This is a genomic window from Vibrio pelagius, assembly GCF_024347575.1.
GTDB lineage: Bacteria > Pseudomonadota > Gammaproteobacteria > Enterobacterales > Vibrionaceae > Vibrio > Vibrio pelagius.
This window is the reverse complement of the sequence record NZ_AP025504.1, coordinates 253,294-273,256: the sequence shown is the minus strand read 5'-3', so window position 1 is coordinate 273,256 and position 19,963 is coordinate 253,294. Positions and strand designations below refer to the sequence as shown.

At 44.2% G+C, this 19,963-nt stretch carries 19 protein-coding genes; 17 read left to right on the top strand and 2 right to left on the bottom strand.

Going from position 1 to position 19,963, the window contains the following annotated elements; all coding sequences use genetic code 11:
- The first annotated feature begins 65 nt into the window (after positions 1-65).
- From vsple_RS15475 to cobA, 5 genes are all read left to right on the top strand, one after another.
- The gene (locus vsple_RS15475) at positions 66-896 is read left to right on the top strand and encodes an NAD-dependent epimerase/dehydratase family protein (protein WP_261883753.1); all 831 of its coding nucleotides are present in this window, start codon (positions 66-68) and stop codon (positions 894-896) included.
- 363 nt (positions 897-1,259) lie between these two features.
- The gene (gene nirB / locus vsple_RS15470; RefSeq protein ID WP_261883752.1) at positions 1,260-3,818 is read left to right on the top strand and encodes a nitrite reductase large subunit NirB; all 2,559 of its coding nucleotides are present in this window, start codon (positions 1,260-1,262) and stop codon (positions 3,816-3,818) included.
- Positions 3,819-3,833: 15 nt separating this feature from the next.
- Positions 3,834-4,157 carry a nitrite reductase small subunit NirD gene (nirD, locus tag vsple_RS15465; RefSeq protein WP_255232713.1) on the top strand — a complete coding sequence of 108 codons (324 nt, stop codon included), beginning with the start codon at positions 3,834-3,836 and terminating at the stop codon, positions 4,155-4,157.
- 114 nt (positions 4,158-4,271) lie between these two features.
- Entirely contained in the window at positions 4,272-5,081 is an 810-nt protein-coding gene (locus vsple_RS15460) for a formate/nitrite transporter family protein (protein WP_261883751.1), read from the top strand.
- Positions 5,082-5,340: 259 nt separating this feature from the next.
- The gene (cobA, locus tag vsple_RS15455; RefSeq protein ID WP_261883750.1) at positions 5,341-6,096 is read left to right on the top strand and encodes a uroporphyrinogen-III C-methyltransferase; all 756 of its coding nucleotides are present in this window, start codon (positions 5,341-5,343) and stop codon (positions 6,094-6,096) included.
- 21 nt (positions 6,097-6,117) lie between these two features.
- On the opposite strand, the gene vsple_RS15450 is transcribed toward cobA, so the two are convergent.
- Complete coding sequence (locus vsple_RS15450; protein WP_261883749.1) at positions 6,118-6,564, bottom strand: DUF4174 domain-containing protein; 447 nt, start codon at positions 6,562-6,564, stop codon at positions 6,118-6,120.
- 240 nt (positions 6,565-6,804) lie between these two features.
- On the opposite strand from vsple_RS15450, the gene vsple_RS15445 reads away from it, so the two are divergent.
- The 3 genes from vsple_RS15445 (at position 6,805) to vsple_RS15435 (ending at position 9,424) form a co-directional block, all read left to right on the top strand.
- Positions 6,805-7,278, top strand: coding sequence for a LabA-like NYN domain-containing protein (locus tag vsple_RS15445; RefSeq protein WP_255232717.1), 474 nt, complete (start codon positions 6,805-6,807; stop codon positions 7,276-7,278).
- Positions 7,279-7,358: 80 nt separating this feature from the next.
- Positions 7,359-8,024 (top strand): response regulator transcription factor, encoded by a 666-nt coding sequence (locus vsple_RS15440; protein WP_255232718.1) that lies wholly within the window; start codon positions 7,359-7,361, stop codon positions 8,022-8,024.
- A complete protein-coding gene (locus tag vsple_RS15435) occupies positions 8,021-9,424 on the top strand; it encodes a histidine kinase sensor domain-containing protein (RefSeq protein WP_261883748.1) in 1,404 nt (467 codons plus the stop codon). The genes vsple_RS15440 and vsple_RS15435 overlap by 4 nt, the downstream gene beginning before the upstream one ends.
- Before the next feature lie 54 nt (positions 9,425-9,478).
- Here vsple_RS15435 and vsple_RS15430 read toward each other — a convergent pair whose 3' ends face one another.
- Complete coding sequence (locus tag vsple_RS15430) at positions 9,479-10,780, bottom strand: dicarboxylate/amino acid:cation symporter (protein WP_261883747.1); 1,302 nt, start codon at positions 10,778-10,780, stop codon at positions 9,479-9,481.
- 548 nt (positions 10,781-11,328) lie between these two features.
- On the opposite strand from vsple_RS15430, the gene vsple_RS15425 reads away from it, so the two are divergent.
- From vsple_RS15425 to vsple_RS15385, 9 genes are all read left to right on the top strand, one after another.
- The gene (locus vsple_RS15425; protein ID WP_261883746.1) at positions 11,329-13,416 is read left to right on the top strand and encodes a TonB-dependent siderophore receptor; all 2,088 of its coding nucleotides are present in this window, start codon (positions 11,329-11,331) and stop codon (positions 13,414-13,416) included.
- A gap of 173 nt (positions 13,417-13,589) precedes the next feature.
- Positions 13,590-14,357 carry a DUF3450 domain-containing protein gene (locus vsple_RS15420; RefSeq protein ID WP_261883745.1) on the top strand — a complete coding sequence of 256 codons (768 nt, stop codon included), beginning with the start codon at positions 13,590-13,592 and terminating at the stop codon, positions 14,355-14,357.
- On the top strand, positions 14,357-15,730 hold the full coding sequence (locus vsple_RS15415) for a MotA/TolQ/ExbB proton channel family protein (protein WP_261883744.1): 1,374 nt from the start codon (positions 14,357-14,359) through the stop codon (positions 15,728-15,730). The genes vsple_RS15420 and vsple_RS15415 overlap by 1 nt, the downstream gene beginning before the upstream one ends.
- On the top strand, positions 15,730-16,278 hold the full coding sequence (locus tag vsple_RS15410; protein WP_255232724.1) for a MotA/TolQ/ExbB proton channel family protein: 549 nt from the start codon (positions 15,730-15,732) through the stop codon (positions 16,276-16,278). The genes vsple_RS15415 and vsple_RS15410 overlap by 1 nt, the downstream gene beginning before the upstream one ends.
- A complete protein-coding gene (locus vsple_RS15405) occupies positions 16,275-16,679 on the top strand; it encodes an ExbD/TolR family protein (protein WP_032552484.1) in 405 nt (134 codons plus the stop codon). Before vsple_RS15410 ends, vsple_RS15405 begins: the two co-directional genes overlap by 4 nt.
- Positions 16,680-16,696: 17 nt before the next feature.
- The gene (locus tag vsple_RS15400; RefSeq protein WP_255232725.1) at positions 16,697-17,317 is read left to right on the top strand and encodes an energy transducer TonB; all 621 of its coding nucleotides are present in this window, start codon (positions 16,697-16,699) and stop codon (positions 17,315-17,317) included.
- Positions 17,314-18,492 (top strand): tetratricopeptide repeat protein, encoded by a 1,179-nt coding sequence (locus vsple_RS15395; protein WP_261883743.1) that lies wholly within the window; start codon positions 17,314-17,316, stop codon positions 18,490-18,492. The genes vsple_RS15400 and vsple_RS15395 overlap by 4 nt, the downstream gene beginning before the upstream one ends.
- A 264-nt stretch (positions 18,493-18,756) precedes the next feature.
- Positions 18,757-19,386: a PepSY-associated TM helix domain-containing protein gene (locus tag vsple_RS15390; protein ID WP_261883742.1), complete on the top strand. Its 630-nt coding sequence runs from the start codon at positions 18,757-18,759 to the stop codon at positions 19,384-19,386.
- 52 nt (positions 19,387-19,438) lie between these two features.
- Positions 19,439-19,957 (top strand): DUF2271 domain-containing protein, encoded by a 519-nt coding sequence (locus tag vsple_RS15385; RefSeq protein WP_261883741.1) that lies wholly within the window; start codon positions 19,439-19,441, stop codon positions 19,955-19,957.
- Positions 19,958-19,963 lie beyond the last annotated feature (6 nt).

The window sequence follows — 19,963 nt, the reverse complement described above, 5'->3', positions numbered from 1 at the left end:
GCCTATTTTGCTATCTGTTTTTTATGATCTGATGTTCTTGTCGATTTGGCTAAGGGAAAGCATTAATGAAAGTACTGATATCAGGTTCTAATGGTTATGTCGGTCGACATGTGACGAATTTGTTCAAGGAAAGTGGAGCTGAGGTGTATCTCTATGGTAGAGAGCGAAGCGCAATACTCTGTCCTGAAGGCATATATGAGGAATGTTCGAAATTCGAAGGTGACTTTGATGTAGTAATCAATTGCGCGAGACCTCATTGGTCAGAATATTCGCCATCTGAAATTGCCAATATTGAGTCCAAATTACTATTAAAGTTAGATGGCTTGGCAAAAGCAGGGGCGACAAAAATCCACACATCAGGTGTTTGGCTCTTTGGGAAAGCAAACTACGATGAGTTGAGAGGGTTTAAACTCAAACCACTTTCTGTTGTTGAGCCGGATGTAACAACGATTGAGCGAGCGCTAAGGCGTAAATGGCATGTCGTTTATTGTCCGAGTTTGGTTTATGGTGGTGATAATTGTCAGTTGAGGAGGATTGTTGAAACGTTAAATGGGTCTCTATCAGTGGCGACGCCAACACAAGGGCATAATCAATATATCCATGTTGAAGATATCGCTCGCTTTTATCTATGTTTAGTACAAAACCAAACGGATACCAAACAACACTTTATTGCAGAGAAAGAAGGCTTCACCCCTGAAAATTTTGCCCGTTTACTTTTGAAAGTTGGATGGATTAAAAAGATCAAAAATATGAATTGGGAGGAATTTGAAGCCCAGTTTGGTTCGTCTGCGACAGAGATTGAGAGATTAAACCTCGATCTACCCGTGAGCTCATTGTTTAAACCAACCTCAACTCTACGCCACTACATTCAACCCTCCCTTTCTAATCAGCCGTAGCGAGCATTACGATAGAACTTTTCACATTGGCAAACACTTTGTCATTTGAGCGGATGAATTTTAAAAATGCGCCATCATCTAGTGACTAAATGAAAATTATTGTCATCTAATTTACTTTTAAGTTACTCTGTGTGAAATTTTACTACATATTGATATGTGTTTGGTTGCACCTATAGGTTGCATTTAACCATAGATAAAGTCAGGTTATACGTTTGCTTTGGTCCATTCGCAATCGATTATACCTCTTTTGTTCTACCCCTTTCGGGTAGTTCATTTTCGTAATTGATTTACATCATATTTTCATTTTCTTTCATAATTCATTATTCGCTCAGTTAAGAAAATTATAACCTTTCAGGAATTCTTATGAGCAAGATGAAGCTAGTCGTAATCGGTAACGGGATGGTAGGCCATCGCTATATCGAAGATTTAGTCGAGAAGACAGACGTAGCCAACATGGACATTACGGTGTTCTGTGAAGAGCCACGTGTTGCGTATGACCGCGTACACCTTTCTTCTTACTTTTCACACCACACAGCAGACGAACTTTCTTTAGTTAAAGAGGGCTTCTACGAGAAACATGGTATCAACATGTTGATCGGCGAACGCGCTATCACAGTAAACCGTGAGAAGAAGATTGTTTACTCAAGCTCTGGTCGTGAAATCCAATACGACAAGCTGATCATGGCGACAGGCTCTTTCCCATTCGTTCCACCTATTAAAGGCCGCGAGAGCAAAGACTGTTTTGTGTACCGTACTATCGAAGATCTTAAAGCGATCGAAGCGTGTGCGAAAAAGAGCAAAGTCGGTGTTGTCATCGGTGGTGGTCTTTTAGGACTTGAAGCAGCTGGTGCTCTAAAAGCACTGGGTGTAGAGACTCATGTGGTTGAGTTTGCGCCTAAGCTAATGGCTGAGCAACTGGACCAAGCGGGTGGTAACCAACTTCGTCAAAAAATCGAAAGCATGGGTGTGAAAGTTCACACTAGCAAAAACACGCTTGAAATTGCTCCTGAAGGTAAAGAAGCACGTAACGTTATGCGCTTTGCAGACGGTACAGAGCTCGAAACTGACTTCATCGTATTCTCTGCGGGTATTCGCCCTCAAGATAAACTTGCTCGTGACATGAAGCTAGACGTTGCTCCACGCGGCGGTATCGCTATCAATGATTTCTGTCAGACTTCTGATGACAGCATCTACGCTATTGGTGAATGTGCGTCTTGGAACGAAACTTTCTACGGTCTAGTTGCGCCAGGTTACAAGATGGCGACGGTAGCGGTTGACCATATCGTTGGTAACGAAAGCAAGTTTGAAGGTGCTGACATGTCTGCGAAGCTTAAGCTTCTGGGCGTGAAAGTAGGTTCAATTGGTGACGCTAACGGCCGTACTCCTGGCTGTAAGAGCTACGTCTACCAAAACGAAGATCAAGAAGTTTACAAACGTCTAATCGTTTCTGAAGACAACAAGAAACTGCTTGGTGCAGTAATGGTGGGTGATACGTCTGACTACGGCGATCTTCTACAACTTATGTTGAACGAAATCGACCTACCAGAGCACCCAGATGCGCTAATCCTGCCTGCTCACGCTGGTGCAGAGAAGCCAACATTAGGCGCTGACGCACTGCCAGAGTCTGCCGTTATCTGTTCTTGTTTTGATGTTACAAAAGGCAAGATTGCAGAAGCGGTTGCTCAAGGGCACCACACTATTGGTGATATCAAAGCTGTAACGGGTGCAGGTACGGGTTGTGGTGGTTGTATCCCTCTAGTGACTTCAGTTCTAAATGCTGAGCTTGAAAAAGCAGGTGTTGAAGTGAAAGACGACGTATGTGAGCACTTCGCTTACTCTCGTCAGGAGCTATTCCACTTAGTACGCATCGGTGAAATCAAGTCGTTTGAAGAGCTACTTGAGAAGCACGGTACGGGTTACGGTTGTGAAGTATGTAAGCCACTTGCTGGTTCGATCCTTGCTTCAAACTGGGGTGACCACATCCTTAAGCCGTCTCTAGTTAAGCTGCACGATACCAACGATAACTTCCTAGGTAACATCCAAAAAGATGGTACTTACTCTGTTATCCCACGTATGGCGGGTGGTGAAGTAACGCCAGCAGCTCTAGCAGCATTGGCTAATGTAGCAGCAGAGTACAACCTATACACGAAAGTGACAGGTGCTCAACGTATCGGTCTGTTCGGCGCTCAAAAAGATGATCTTCCAACAATCTGGAAGAAACTAATCGAAGCGGGTTACGAGACTGGTCAAGCTTACGGTAAGTCTCTACGTATGGCTAAGACATGTGTCGGTTCTACTTGGTGTCGTTACGGTGTTCAAGACTCTGTTGGTCTTGGCGTAATGATTGAGAACCGTTACAAAGGCATCCGTACTCCTCATAAGATGAAGTTCGGTGTGTCTGGCTGTACTCGTGAGTGTGCGGAAGCGCAAGGTAAAGACCTTGGTATTATCGCGACAGATGCAGGTTGGAACATGTACGTGTGTGGTAACGGCGGTATGAAACCTCGCCACGCAACATTACTAGCAGGCGACCTAGACCAAGAGACACTGATCAAGTACATCGACCGTTTCATGATGTTCTACATCCGTACTGCTGCGCCACTACAACGCACTTCAGTATGGTTTGAGAACCTAGAGGGTGGCATCGACTACCTACGTGAAGTCATCATAGAAGACAAACTAGGCATCAATGATCAATTAGAAGCTGACATCGCTAGCCTAGTAGAGAACTTCAGCTGTGAGTGGACTGACACAATCAACGACGAGACACAATTGAAGCGTTTCTCTCATTTCATCAACTCTGATGAGCGAGATGACAACGTAGTGTTTGTCACTGATGGTCGTGAGCAACACCGTCCAGCGACATTTACTGAAAAACACCCAGAAGCGAAGGGCGACATCCTTCACGTAGCGGCAGAGTAATAGGGGAACGACATCATGGCATTTACAAAAGTTTGTAAAATTGAAGACATCATCCCAGGTACTGGTGTTGTTGCACTATTGAACGGCGAGCAGGTAGCAATCTTCCGCCCACGTGCAACGGAAGAAGTGTTCGCAATCAATAATATGGACCCATTTTTCCAATCAAACGTGCTTTCTCGCGGCCTTATCTGTGAGCACAAAGACGAATTATGGGTAGCAAGCCCACTTAAGAAGCAGCGCTTCAATCTAGCGACTGGCCTATGTATGGAAGATGAGCGTATGAGCGTGAAATCCTACAAAGCGCGTGTTGTGAAAGGTGCGGTAGAAGTCGCGGCGTAATCGTCAAGATTTGATAGTTCAAGGGCTCTAGTGAGTGATGATTGTCATGATGACAACTAGAGCCTTTTCCTATCCAATTTTTATTTTTTAAATTTAACTTTTTAAGGACAATTTATGTCTTCTGATTTTAAACCTGTAGAATTTGTTCAAACTATGATCGATGTGGGCGAGGCGAAAACGAAAACAAGTACTCGCGATCTCCTAATCCGCAGCACTATGGCAGGGGTGATTCTTTCTCTTGCGGTTGTTGTAGCGATTACAGCAATGGTTCAAACGGGCATCGGGCTTGTTGGCGCACTTGTTTTCCCAGTGGGTTTTGTCATCTTAAGTGTGATGGGTTATGACCTAGTGACAGGTGTATTCGGTCTAGCTCCATTGGCAAAGTTTGACAACCGCCCGGGTGTGACATGGGGTCGTATCCTGCGTTGTTGGGGGCTTGTTGGCCTAGGTAACCTTATTGGTTCTCTGCTTGTCGCATTCTTAGTTGCAGTGTCTCTAACTGGTAACTTCTCTCTCGATCCAAACGCAGTTGCTCAAAAATTTATTGCGGTATCAACTGCGCGTAGCTTAGGTTTTGAAAACATGGGTATGGACGGATGGATCACATGTTTCGTTCGCGGTATCTTCTGTAACCTTATGGTATGTCTCGGTGTTATTGGTAACATGACAGCTCGTTCAGTGTCTGGCCGTGTAGCGATGATGTGGTTCCCAATCTTCATCTTCTTCGCACTTGTGTTTGAGCACACAGTAGTAAACATGTTCCTATTCCCACTAGGTATGATTCTTGGTGCTGACTTCGGTATCGCGACTTGGTTGAACTTCAACCTTATCCCAACAATCCTAGGTAACATCGTTGGTGGTCTAGTAATGACATGTATCCCACTTTACCTGACTCACGCTAAAACAGCGCCAGCGATTAAATAATCCTGACCTGAGCGATTAAACGGATGAGTTAACGGAAAGGCCCTGCAGTGTACTGTGGGGCCTTTTTTGGCTTCTTTGGTGTGAACATCAATATTCACTATGCTTTTAATAGAATGATAAACAGTGATACAGAATTGCAACGAGAATAACCCCAAACGTTAATTCAATTAGTTATGAAATATGCAAAAACTGTGATCGACGAGTTGTTTTCTTGTTGATACAGTGAATTACAGCAAAATAATTAAAATAGGCGTAAGCAATGAGTGAGCAGCAATCAGTAAAACAAGGTTTCGTTTCTTTGGTGGGTGCCGGTCCGGGTGATCCTGATTTATTAACCGTTAAAGCCGCACGAGTGATTCACCAGGCTGACGTTGTGGTTTATGACCGTCTTGTATCTAAGGCAATCTTAGCGATGGCTAATCCAGATGCAGAGATGCTTTATGTCGGTAAAAAGCTTGATCATCACTGCGTACCACAAGATCAAATCAATCAACTACTTGTGACTAAAGCTCAAGAAAATAAACGCGTTGTACGTTTAAAAGGTGGTGATTCGTTCATTTTCGGGCGCGGTGGGGAAGAGTGTGAAACCCTTGCTGAGAATAGTGTCGCTTTTGAGGTGGTTCCAGGGATTACCGCCGCAGCTGGCGCGACAGCTTATGCAGGCATCCCTCTGACGCATCGCGATCACGCTCAAAGCGTACAGTTCATCACCGGTCACCTCAAGAAAGACGGTGAAGACATTGACTGGAAATCACTCGCTCAACATAACCACACCATTGTTTTCTACATGGGATTGAAAGAGAGTCCAAACATCCAGAAGAACCTGACTGATAACGGTATGCGTCAAGATATGCCTGTGGCTATCATCGAAAATGGCACGCGTCAGGAACAGAAAGTCTTCAGAGGTGGTTTAAGCGATTTGGCTGAGCTCGCCGGGCAAGCTAAAAGCCCAGCTCTGATTGTTGTTGGTAGCGTCGCTCAACTTCATGAAAAGTTAGCTTGGTTTAATCAGTAGTATACCGCTCCATTTGCGCCCTTAGATGCTGCAGCGGCTCGATTGTCGCTGCATCTCTTGTTGGCGCATCGGCATTTGGTCGATGAAGTTAGCCAAGAACGCCCAATCTGTTGTGCCACTCCATCGATGTTTCTCTTTACCATCCTTGCCAATCAAAATCCCTGTGTGTTCACCTTTGGGGATCTCATAGATCTTCTTAACTGCTTCTAAATTGAACTCTTCTTTTAACCAGCTGGGCATAGTGTAACCGTTCTCGGCGATTACCATGACCACAATGTCGCGTTCGTCAATCTGACAGTTATTGATCAAAACACTGTTCATAAACTCTTCCACCTTGGTGTCTTGGTCAGGTGCGAACAAGATGACACTGCGATGAGGCAAGCTGTGTGATTGTTCATAGGCCGGATAAGCGAGAGCGGTGTGAGAGCAAGCAATGATGCCTGCAATAGCGAGTATTCTTCCTAGCATCCTATGACTCCTTTCAACCAATGCGTGTGTTTCTATCAGTAAACCGCTTTAATGACTATTTTTGAAAGCGTGAGCAGCAAACTCTGCACAATAATCAAGCGATGAATAAATGCTGATACGTAAAGCATAGTAGATAGGTTCAAATCAACGATAAGCGGCTCGCATTTACCTAGCAGATCGAATAGGGTAAAGGCTCATTTTTTAGCTACAAATAACGGCATAGAGCCGCAGGCACCATAGATGGAAAATATTGCAATTCTGGTTGATGTTCAAAACGTGTATTACACAACCAGAGATAAATATCGAAGTAATTTTGACTACAACCAATTTTGGTATGTGGCAACCACCGGTAGAAATGTTGTATCAGCTCATGCTTACGCTATTTCTAGTCAAGATCCCAAACAGCGTCAATTCCATCACATCCTCCGTGGAGTGGGCTTTGACGTAAAGCTAAAACCTTTTATTCAACGGCGAGATGGTAGTGCTAAAGGTGATTGGGATGTCGGTATCGCGTTAGATGCAATCGAGTTGGCGGAGGCTGTCGATACCATTATTCTTGTTTCTGGTGATGGTGACTTCGAGATCTTAGTTGAACGTATAAAATCGCGCTTCAATACCAAAGTGGAAGTTTACGGCGTGCCGGGACTAACCGCTCAAAACCTCATCGACTCCGCAACAAAATTTGTTCCAATCGAGAAAGATCTCTTAATGTAGCCAAATAGTGCAATTTTATAATTGAAATCAATTTTATGATAATTAAAATGCAAACCATTATTATTTAATTGGTGGTGGTGATGTCTCGCATTCTAGTTGTTGACGATGATATTCAGTTATGTGAATTGCTCTGTGAAGTGTTAGAAACAGAGGGTTATCATGTTGATAAGGTCCATTGTGGTGAGAGCGCTTTGGAATTTATTCAGCAGAATCCGGTAGATTTGGTTCTACTGGATGTGATGCTGCCAAACCTCAACGGGTTGCAGGTCGCAAGACGCATTTGTCAGCGCTTTGCCACTCCGATTCTTATGTTAACAGCGCTCAATGATGACGCATCCATGTTAGATGGCTATCAAGCGGGTGCTGACCAGTATATTGCTAAGCCATTTAATGTGCCTGAGCTTTTGACTCGCATTAAAGTGATTCTCCGTCGTGTCGGATTTGAGCGTCAGCGCCAGTCTGTTGCGAGCACGAACGAGGGCTTGTGTGAACAGTTGGCTCGTATTCCTCTGACTGGGACAGAAAAAGACCTGCTTGATTATTTGATTAAGCATAACGGCATTGTTGTTTCGAAATCTGACCTTCAAGTCCATGTGCTCAAGAGGGAGCTGTGTCCGTTTGATCGTAATCTGGATATGCATATCAGCAATATTCGTCGCAAGTTAGTACAAGCGGGTATTTCTAAACAACACATTAAAACGGTTCGCGGCAAAGGTTACAGCTACTTAGAGTCCGTAAGTGCATGAGTCTAAAATATTTTCGCTGTCCTTCTTTCATCGAGAAACGTAAGGACGGTTTGACGTTTCAGCTGTTTGCCTACCTAACGATCATTATTGTCAGCATTTTCATCTTTCAGGGTATTGCGGAAAAGGCATTGATGAGAGCTTTGCTCAAGGTTCCGGAGTCTGTGAAGTCAGATATGTTAGATCTGGCTTATCAAGCCGATATCTTAATTGAAGAGGGGGATATGGATGAATTGGCAGATTGGGCGAATGCACAAGATTATTATCTGTTTGTACTCGATAAAGATAAACATCCAATCACCCATCGCCATATGCACCCGCACTTTGAGTTTAAGCTGAGGTTTTTAAGAGATTTAGATCATCAGCTTGATGCGCAAGTGAATCAACCCATTCTTGGTATTCCTTTAAAACACGGCAACCTATTAGTGGTTCAGTTTCCAAGATACTTTCATCCAGCTCATACCTTTTCGACGTACTCTTCATTAATGAAGGTGTTTATTGCTTTTGTCATCTTGCTTTTGTTCTCTCAGATCCTTTCAAGGCGTCTCCAGCAGCCGTTAGACCGGTTACGAGAGGCGAGTCGTCGATTGGCGCAAGGTGATTTCTCGGTCGAGGTTGTCTCAGAGCTGAAATCGAACACTAGAGAGTTCAATGAATTGGCGAACGACTTTGACCATATGACGCAAGAGATTAAGTCATTGGGCGAGAAGCAGCGCCGTCTAATTCGCGATGTTTCTCATGAGCTAAGAACGCCACTAGCGAGACAGAATCTAGTGCTGCATCTGCTGCGCAATAGTGTTGAAGATAAATCGGCGCGCCTGATTGATAGACTTGAGAATGAAACCAAGGAGATGAATGACCTCGTTGGTGAAATACTCGAATACAGCCGTGTAGAGAATGCACGCTATGATGCTAACGTGACATTGATGAATGTCGAACATTACTGCTCTATGCTTGTTTCTGAAATGCAACACGACCTTAGAGGCGAGCAAACGTTGGTGGCTCACTTGTCGAACCAGACACCAAGTGTCGCTCTTGATGAAAGGCTTATTCTTCGTGTGGTGAGAAATATTGTGGGGAATGCCATAAAATACACGGGCTCAAAAGCACACATTGTATTGACCACATATTACTGCGAAGAGACTTCAGATAAGCGTTACACTGTCATTTCTATAGAAGACAATGGACCTGGAATTCCTGATGAACAACTTTCGAGTGTGTTTAGCCCGTTTACACGCCTAGAAACAGCGCGTGATAAAAAGTCCGGCGGGTATGGTTTGGGGCTAGCTATCGTTAAAGAGTCGATGGCGGTGATGAATGGCCATGTAAAAGCCGAGAACAAATTAGAAGGCGGATTGAGGATAAGCCTTATGTTCCCAATTCAACCTGAAACTCAGTTGTAAAACAAAAACGCCGCTTTATAAAAAGCGGCGTTGAGTGATGTTGTGAAAAAGAGACTATGCTTGGCGAGCTAAGCTTACTTGCTCTTCTTTTTCACCCGCTGCTGGGTCGTTGAAGCGTGTTTCATCGAACGCACCTTCAGACTTAGCAACAATAATCGAGACTGCGCTATCACCTGTAATGTTAACCGCGGTACGGATCATATCCAGCAGACGGTCAACACCCATGATAAGTGCAATACCTTCTAGCGGTAGACCAACTTGGTTAAGAACCATTGCTAGCATAACTAGGCCCACACCAGGGACACCTGCCGTGCCCACGGAAGCCAATGTCGCCGTCATGATCACCATTAGGTAGTCGGTCATAGACAGGTCGATGTTGTACGCTTGCGCGATGAACGCCGTTGCCACACCTTGCATGATCGCAGTACCGTCCATGTTTACTGTCGCACCCAAAGGAACAGTAAATGAAGCAACTTTATTATCCACGCCCATTCGGTTCTTCGCTGTTTCCATAGTTACTGGAATTGTCGCGTTTGAAGAAGCCGTAGAGAATGCGAACATGATAGCGTCCTCCATCTTACGTAGGAACGTAATTGGATTTAGGCCAGTAAAGCCTTTTAACATCAAGCTGTATGTCACTAGACCGTGAAGTATCAGAGTACCCGCAAGAACTAGGAAGTATTCAGCAAGATTCCAAATCGCACCCAAGCCGAGACCTGAGAACAGTTTCGCCATCAAGAAGAACACACCATAAGGTGCTAGGTTCATGAGTAGGGCAACAAGCTTCATGATCACTTCGTTCAGATCTTGGAATACTGCCGCAATACGCTCACCCGGTTTACCCGCAGCACTGATTGCAATGCCGAATAATACTGCAAATACGATCACTTGAAGTGTTTTACCTTCAGCCATCGCATGGATAGGGTTGGTTGGGAACATGTCGATGATGACTTGGCCTAGAGAAGGCGCATCAGCCGATTTGAATGAGCTCGCTGCGGTTAGGTCAGCACCCGCACCAGGTTGGAAGAAATTACCGATGGTTAGAGCAAGAGTAATTGCAACCGCTGTGGTACCAATGTAAAGAGCCAGTGTTTTACCGCCCATACGACCCAACGTGGATAGGTCTTTCAATGAACTAGTACCGCATACTAGAGAGACAAAGACCAAAGGAACAACAAGCATTTTTAAGCTAGCGACAAAGATTTTACCGCCAACTTCAAATAGTCCGTTAACAATGTATGTATTAACAAAGCCACTTTCTGCAAACAGGGATTGAATGGCAAATCCCACTAAGATACCTGCGACCATACCGAGAATAACGCGGCCAGTCAGAGACATAGGTTTCTTGGTATTCATTTAGAACACTCCTTTTAATTATAACTTTGAGACCTTTCAAAGTGAGCGGCAGATTAGCAGTCGCGAGAATAAATAAAAAAATAAAAATGTTGGGCAAAATTATAGATGTGATCAAAGTCACCTGATTATTGTCGAGAAATACAAAATAAAAACAAAGTTAGATCATTTAAGTTAACATTTGTTACTGATTTTTAATGACTTCCTCTTTAATCAGTGAAGCGGATCGAGTTACATATGAAAGGATGATTTCATTTCTAAATAACGGGGTGTTCAACGAATGATAGAGACACAAATCACGCTGACCGGGCAACTAATCAAACATCACAAGAAGCCAGAATCGGTAATTGAACCGATAAAATTATAAAGTGGGTATCTTCCGTAACACCTTTACATAACTTTACAAATGCAAAGAATGTAAATTTAATGCAAATGGTAATGGTTATCACTTATATTCCTCTCCGAAATATTCAGTGGTACCGGAAACGGTAGATCAAACAAAGCACCGAAAGGGCAGTTGTTTGAATAATAAAAAATTCGGAGAAAAGGACATGTTTTCAAAAAGCCCATTGGCTTTGGTGATTGGCGCAGTATTGGCGTCACCAGCTGTATTAGCAGAAACAGCAAAAACAGATGAGCATATGGTTGTTGAAGGTCGTGACTACGGTTACAAGGCAGACACCAACACAACAGCAATGCGCATGGAGGCAACTCAACTAGAGACTCCAGGACAAGTTTCAATCATTGATGAGCAAATCATCGATGAGCAACGTGCAAGTACTTTAGGTGAAGTACTGAAAAACGACGCTTCTATTTCTGCTGGTTCAAAATCGACTAACCGTGAACGTTTTAATCTACGTGGTTTCGCGCTAGACAGTGGCAATGGTTATTTGCGTGATGGGGTACAGCACTGGTCTCACTACCGCCAACCTGTTGAACTATTGGAGCGTGTAGAGGTATTAAAAGGTCCTGCTGGTCTTCTTTATGGTGAGTCTGCTCCGGGCGGTCTTGTCAATATGGTTGCTAAAAAGCCTACTTACGAGACTCAAGTGAACGTAAGCCAAGATATCGGCTCTGACAATTACACTCGCACTGTTGCTGACGTGAGTGGTTCTCTTAACGATGAGCAAACACTTCGTGCTCGCGTTATCGTTTCTCAAGAAAACCAAGACTCATACCGCACTCGCTTTGATGGCACTGACGTAGAAACAGAACGTTTTGTTGGTGGCCTGTTCGTTGATTACGACATTAACGAAGATGTGATGTTGTCTCTACACTACGACCGTACTCAAGAGCTAGGTGATTTAGACAATGGTTCTAAGATCGACACAACTACAGGCAAAGTCATTAACCCTGATATCGTAAACGACCAACGCTTTGCTCAGACAGACAACGACGTAGCAAACTACGGCGTGACTGTTGCTGCGAATATCAATGAAACTTGGTCTGTAAAGACAGGTATCTCTCGTCAGTTTTATGAACGTCGTCGTACAGAATCTGATAACGTGTTAGATGGCACGGGTTACAAAGTTTCTGATCGTCACGATGAATGGACGTTTGACACTGCGTATGTTGATTTTACCGGTGACTTTGATGCGCTTGGCGTAAACCATCGTCTGCTAATTGGTGCGAATGGGTTGCACTATGATTACAAACAGCTGTACTACGCAGGACTAGCTTGTCAATCCAATCCAACGGCATGTGAGAATGGCTTTGATATGCCTGCTGACATTCATTACAACATGGATACATCGGGCTTATCGCATTCAGAAAGTCAGCATTATGGCGTCTACGTTCAAGATTTAGTGACACTTAATGAACAGTGGCAAGTACTTGCAGGTGCTCGCCTTGCATATGATAAAACTAAGAGCAGCAAAGGGGTCGAGAAAAGTTACAACAATATCCTTCCTAAAGCTGGCCTGATCTATTCGCCTGCAGAGAACGGCTCTATTTACGCTGTTTACTCTGAGAGCTTTGAACCCGTAGCAGACATTTCTAACGAAAAAGATGTTAACTTTGGAAAAGAGCAAGACGCGAAGAAAGGTACGCTTTACGAAGTAGGTACGAAGTGGGAACTGTTTGATGAACGCTTGTTTGTTTCTGGTGCACTGTTCCAGATCACTCAGTCAAACATGCAAGTGACAGAAGATCTGGCTACACCAATCGGCACGGTTGACCAGATTACCACTCAAGTTGGTGAACAGGTTCACACCGGTGCAGAGCTTGCAGCAACAGGTTATCTAACAGAAGCATTCTCTCTAAGCGCTTCTACAATGTTCCTAGATGCGGAATATAAGAATGATCCTAAACTAGAGGGCAAAACACCAGCGGACGTGCCTGAGTTCACGGCAAGTATTTGGTCTACATATGCATTCAAGAACGGTACAGACGTAAATCTGGGTGTTTACCACGTAGGTGACCGTTACACTGAAAGTGCTAATACCTTTAAGAAAGATGCTTATACTCGCGTAGACATGGGTGTTGCACACACGTTCAAGTATGACGAGAATCTAGATTTTGTCGCTCGTATCAACGTAGAAAACCTATTTGATACAGACTACCTAGAGGGTGGTAGCACGCGAGGTGTAGTGGTTGGCGAAGGCCGTAACTACATGGCAACACTACAAGTTAAGTACTAATTTGTTACTAAACAGTAAGTGTTGAGTTAATGAATAGGGGGGAGGCTTCGGCTTTCCCCTTAGTTCGTTGTTTTTTTCAAATATCCCTAGCCAAGCGAGTGACTTTTAATGATAATGAGAGTGTTTATCAATAAAGTTCATTTGAATTTCTTCTAAAATAATTGACGGCAACTATGAATCTTCTAAAAACCAGTCTTGCCCTAGCAATCTGCATGATGGCAACGTCTTCAATAGCAAGTAGCTTAGATCAAGCTCAAGCTATCCAAAATAAGACCAATAACGCTTCGGCTGCAAGCCAAAAAGTTATTGATAAAAGCTCTGAAACAAGTTTAGCCCTCAAAGCGGAAATTGAGCGCTTACAGGAAGAAGTGAAAAATTTAGAAATTTATCACGATCACCTAGCAGCCTTAGTTGAAAGCCAAAATAAAGAAGCTGACAGCATTAATGCCCAAATTGATGAAATCAAATATACGCGTCAGGGGGTTGTACCGCTGATGTATCAAATGATTGATGGTCTACAAGCCTTGGTGGAAAAAGATGTTCCAATCAAGAAAGAACAGCGCCTTGAACGAGTTGAAAAACTAAAAGCAATGATGACACGTGCAGACGTCAGCGATGCTGAAAAGTACCGCCGTATTCTTGAAGCGTACCAAATTGAAATGGATTACGGCATTAAGTTAGGTGTTTACCAAGGCCGAATCGCGTTGAGTGAAAATAAAGTGATTGAAGCAGACGTACTTCATTTAGGTCGCGCTTCTCTAGTGGCTCGTAACCTCAATGGCACTCAGTACTGGTCTTGGAACCAAGTAACGAATCAATGGCAAGCTCAAGATACTTCGATGAAGTCTGAGCTAGATAAGGCGTTTGATATCGCAAGCCAGCAGGCGGCACCGAGCCTGATCACTCTTCCAGTATCTCTTAATGTTGCGGAGGCTAAATAATGAAACTTAAACCTTTAGCAACCTTACTTTGTCTTTCTACGCTCACTTTTTCTGGTTTCTCAAATGCAAATACCAATGAACTTGTTGGTAAAGCAGCGATGGAAAACAAAGCGCAAGCAGCACATAACGTTGCCCGTGAATCTGGTTTCAAACAGACAGAAAAAGAGCTGAAAGCGTTGCGTGCGCAGCTCGAAGCGAAACGCAAACAAATTCAAGAACAGACAGATATTCTTACCAAAACGTTTAGCGACAATGAAGATACTCTGGCGCGCCTAGAAGAGAAACTACGTCTAGAGACGGGCAGCCTTGGGGAACTGTTTGGTGTCGTTCGTCAGAATGCAAAAGAGCTTGAAGTCGAGCTTCACAATACGGTTAACAGTGTTGACCGAGCGGAATACACGTCTACCGTTGACGAAATCATCGACGCGAAATCTCTTCCTTCTATGCCTCAACTTACTGCACTTTGGCTAAGCATGTCTGAGCAGATTCAAGCGAGTAGCGAACTAACGAAGAACAAGATTTCATTCATCGATGGTGAAGGTACAACGAGTCAAGTTGATGCTTACCGTATTGGTTCATTAGGTTTAGTAACAGAACAAGGCTACGTTAACTGGAACACACAGCGTAACGACGCTATCGCTTACTTTAAGCAACCGGATAACGGCCCAACGTTGACTTCACTGAGCACGCTTGCATCGGGTACTCCGTCGAACATCATTGTCGACCCTTCTCGCGGTTTCATGCTAGAGCAGCTAGCTCTGACACCAACACTACAAGATCGTTTAGAAGCGGGTGGTGTTGTGGGCAAAGTGATCCTCGGCCTACTTGCAATCGGTTTAGTGATTGCTCTGGTTCGCGGTATCGCACTCGCGGTTGCTCGCCAGAAAATCCGTTCTCAGCTTAAGAAGCCAGAACAACCAGGTAACAACCCTCTAGGTCGTATTTTATCAGTATACAATAAAGAGCAAAAGCAAACTGTAGAAGCGTTAGAACTGCGTCTGCTTGAAGCGGTAGTCGATGAGCAAACGCATTTAGAGAAAGGCTTGTCGATGCTTAAGCTGCTTGCAGCACTGGCTCCAATGCTTGGTCTATTGGGTACTGTGACAGGTATGATCGAGACCTTCCAAGTGATTACTCAATTTGGTAACGGCGATCCTAAAGTAATGGCTGGTGGTATCTCAATGGCACTAGTAACGACAGTACTTGGTCTTGTTGCTGCAATGCCGTTGCTACTGGCTCATAACCTATTGAGCACTCAAGCAGAGAACATTCGTAACATCCTTGAGAAGCAAGGCATTGGTTTGGTAGCGGAGCAAGCCGAAAAAGCGACGCAACCAGAAGCGGATGTTGAGCCAATGGGGACAGCGGCATAATGGATATCTTGTTGTCTAGTTCACTATTTTCCAGTGACTGGCTGCTATCCTTGTCTGATTTCATGGATCAGGGCGGTTTCGTTCTGTGGTGGTTGGCTGCTGTTGTACTCGTCTATTGGGTACTGGTGGTCGAGCGCGTTCTATACTTGGCGTTTTATTTTCCAAAACAGCGTAAAGCCTGGGTTGAACAATGGAATGAGAGACATGATCAGTCTTCTTGGCACGCGAAAGCGATCCGAGAAGGTTGGTTGGGTCAAGCAAGCCTATTACTAAATCAGAACCTAAACTTCATCAAACTCTTAGTTGCGATTTGTCCTATGCTGGGTCTGCTTGGCACAGTAACGGGTATGATCTCGGTGTTTGATGTAATGGCGACACAAGGCAGTAGTGATCCTAAGTTAATGGCTTCGGGGATTTCTCTTGCCACGTTACCAACAATGGCGGGTATGGTCGCTGCGTTGGCGGGCATGTTTGTTCATGCACGTTTGGCGAAGGTGTGCAGTCGTTTAGAAATAAAATTAGAAAAATCATTAAGGAGTCAACGATGAGACTCGGAAGACGTCATTCCAAAAACGAAGAGGCTCAAATCGACCTGACTTCGATGCTTGATATTGTATTTATCATGCTTATTTTCTTTATCGTGACGAGCTCGTTTGTACGCGAATCAGGTGTGGAAGTGAATCGCCCTCAAGCATCTAACGTCGTCAGCCAAAAAGATGCAGGCATTTTTGTGGCGATTACATCTGCGAACGACATATACATCGATAAACGTTTGATTGATGTCGAGCGTGTACAAGCGACACTCGAACATCTATTGCTTGAGCAACCCGAAGCATCACTTGTAATTCAAGCTGATGAACATGCTTACAACGGCACCGTTGTTAAGGTGATGGATGCTGCGAAAGGTGCCGGCGTTAAAAACATAGCGCTTGCCGCTGAACAGCGATAGTGTAAGGGAGTTTGCCGATGATTCGCTTATTTCTCGCTCTCCCTATTGCCGGTGCTTTGGGCTTGGTTCTATTCTCTTTTATGGCTTGGATGGTGGACAATGGTCACCAACGAGCACCAGAGAAGAGTGAGAGCTTAACCTTCAACATGGTAATGATGGAGCAGGAGCAAGAAGTTCAGAGAAGGCAACGTGCTGTCCCAGAGCAGCCGGAGATGCCAGAGCCACCACCAGAAGCTCAGGCGTCAACCTCTCAGGCCAGCGTGACGCCTTTAAATACTATGTCTTCGCTACCAGCCTTGGACTTAAATACATCGATTGATGGTCTTGCAATTAACGCTCCGACATTTTCGGATTTTGGCACTAATCAACAAGCTATGCCTCTGTATCGTGTTGAGCCTCGCTACCCTGCAAAGGCTCTGAAACGTGGTGCTGAAGGTTATGTTGTAATGAGTTTCACTATTGATGAAACAGGGCGACCGATCGATATCCAAGTGACCGAAGCTAACCCTCGCCGCATGTTTGAGCGTGAAGCGATGCGCGCTCTTAAAAAGTGGAAGTATCAACCTAAGGTGATTGATGGCAAAGCGATAGCCCAAATAGGGCAAACCGTGAGGCTTGAATTCAAATTGGCTAAATGATGAAAAAAGTATGGATATTAGTTGGGCTAATATTAATGCCCTTCATGTTGCAAGCGAAAGAGCTTAGTCAGTACACCGCTATACGTGTACAGAAAGCACACCAACTCTCACAAGAAGAGAAGGTAAAAGAGGCGATTGAAACACTGGCATCGATAGAGTCTTCGCGAGCTTACGACAAAGCCTATGTTGCACGTATGCTCGGTGTGTTTTACTGGCAAGATGGTAAGCCTTCAGCAGCAATAAAACAGTTAGCTTATGCTGTGGATACTGGCCTTCTGTTGGATGAACAAGCTTGGATCACGCAGCGAATGTTGGCCGATCTGCTGTTGAACGAACAAGAGTTTAAAAAAGCTTTACCTCATTACTACGAGTTGGTTAAAACAGCCCCAGAAGCAGAAAAGAAAGATCAGCTTTGGTTGCGTATAGCTCAAGCCGAGTATCAACTACAGAACTGGAAAAAAGTCTTACCAGCAATTGCTCAGTACGACAAGTTTAACAAAACACCAGACTTAGCCCCTTTGTCACTGAAGCTTGGTGCACAATTGCAGCTCAAACAGTGGAAGCAGTCTATTCCAACGCTTGAAAGCTTAATTGAATTGCAACCTGATAAAACCAACTGGTGGCGTCAATTGGTTGGTATTCAAATGAGGCTAGATCGTAACCGTGCAGCATTGAATACACTCGCATTGGCTGAATTACAAGGTGTCGAGATCAGCGACTCTGATCGTCGTTTAATGGCACAACTGTATGCTAAACGTGGTATTCCAGAACGCGCCGCAAAAGAGATCAGTAAGCTGAGTAATGCATCAAGCGACGCTCAGCTACTGGCAGAGCAAGCAACGTACTGGCAATTGGCGCGTGAATGGGATCAAGCTATTGAAATCTGGACTCTTGCAGCGAAGCAGAAACCCAAATATCACTGGAACGTTGCTCAACTGATGGTCCAGCAGGGTTACTACAGCAAAGCACTGGTTGAACTGGATAAGGTTAAAGAGAAGGATAAGCAAGCGGATGTGGCGCTGGCGAAAGTTCGCTCTTGGTATAAACTAAAAGACCTCGACAAAGCTCTGATTCACGCAAAGAAAGCAGAGAACTTAGAGTCCTCTAAAACAGCTCAGGGTTGGATCAAGTACCTATCTCAACTCAGAAGAGTGAGCAGTAACGATGCTGCCTAGCGGCTAAAGTTACAGGAGCTGATCCTAATGTCTATAGAAAAGCGCCATTGACTCAGTCGATGGCGTTTTTTTGTAAATCTCACCCCAAAATTCAATCAATTACCTCTCAAAAATTCTGCCTTGTTCTCAAGCCTTTTTCCTGCGCTATTTTTGATCACTTACTTACTGTGATTGGTATTACAAACGTAAACAATGTAAATTGAATGCCAATAAGAATGATTATCAACTAAATTGTCGCCCATAAATATTATAGGTACGTTTGGTATGTGGTTAAAAAGTAGGGCGGTTCAAATGTGGGCTCGCCGCCTTCATGTGTATATCTCAATGGCACTTCTGTTCGTGGTGCTGTTCTTTTCAGTGACGGGTGTCACTCTAAATAGGCCAGAGCTGTTCGAGGCTTCAAAGCCAACCATTCAAAGTCAAACATTGGCCTTACCTAGCGATCTATTCGTTGTTCAAAATGAACGTTTAAAACCTGATGCGAATGCTTTTCAGCGCTTTTTAGTTGAACAAGCGAACGTATCGGGTACGCCTTCAGGACTGGATATTTACGCAGAAATCGAAAATGGCGAGTTATTGATTGGCGAAATATCTATGGACTTTAAAGGCCCAGGTTACAACGCGTCAGTATTTGCAGATGTGGTGATGCAGACTGTTGAAGTTGAGACGACAGATTACGGCGTCATTGCCTTACTTAATGACTTACATAAGGGGCGAAACAGCGGTGAAGTCTGGAAGTGGTTCATCGACATCACGGCGCTTCTGATGATCTTCTTTGTGATCACTGGTGTGTGTTTATTACTTCCCAAAAAGAAAACGCTTAATACATCGATTAAGTGGACGCTGTTTGGATCTGCCCTGTCTTGGTTTATCTATTTTGTCGCTGTTCCTTAGTACTAATGAGTAGTTGCACAAACAAGTGAAACGGATTTTTTAAGGTTAAATAATGAAAAAAATCACCTGGAGTAAAGCTCTGATTGCGCTTTCCCTTCTTCCGACGTTCAGTATGGCTCAATCGCTACCTGAATCGGCAAAGTTAGACGTTCAGTTCGAGTTACCAAAAATTGATACCACGATGTACGCAAGACCTTATGTTGCGGTATGGGTGGAAGATAGTTCACGTAAATCGGTTAAAACCATCGAACTGTGGGTGGGCAAAGATGAATGGCTGAAAGATTTGCGCAGTTGGTGGCGAAAAGTAGGCCGTTACGATCGCGAATTGGTTGATGCGGTAACGTCTGCAACGCGTCCTGCAGGCCAATACCGTTTCGTATGGGATGGCAAAAATGATAGCGGTGAAAAGTTAGAACAAGGGGAATACACGATTCATATAGAAGTGGTTCGCGAGCACGGTGGTCGTAACTACTTGCGCCAAAAAGTGACACTGGGTAGCGAAAACGTCAGCTATCAATTAAAGCCTACCGAAGAGACCGGTGAAATTACTCTAGATTACCTAGTTAATTAATCGCCC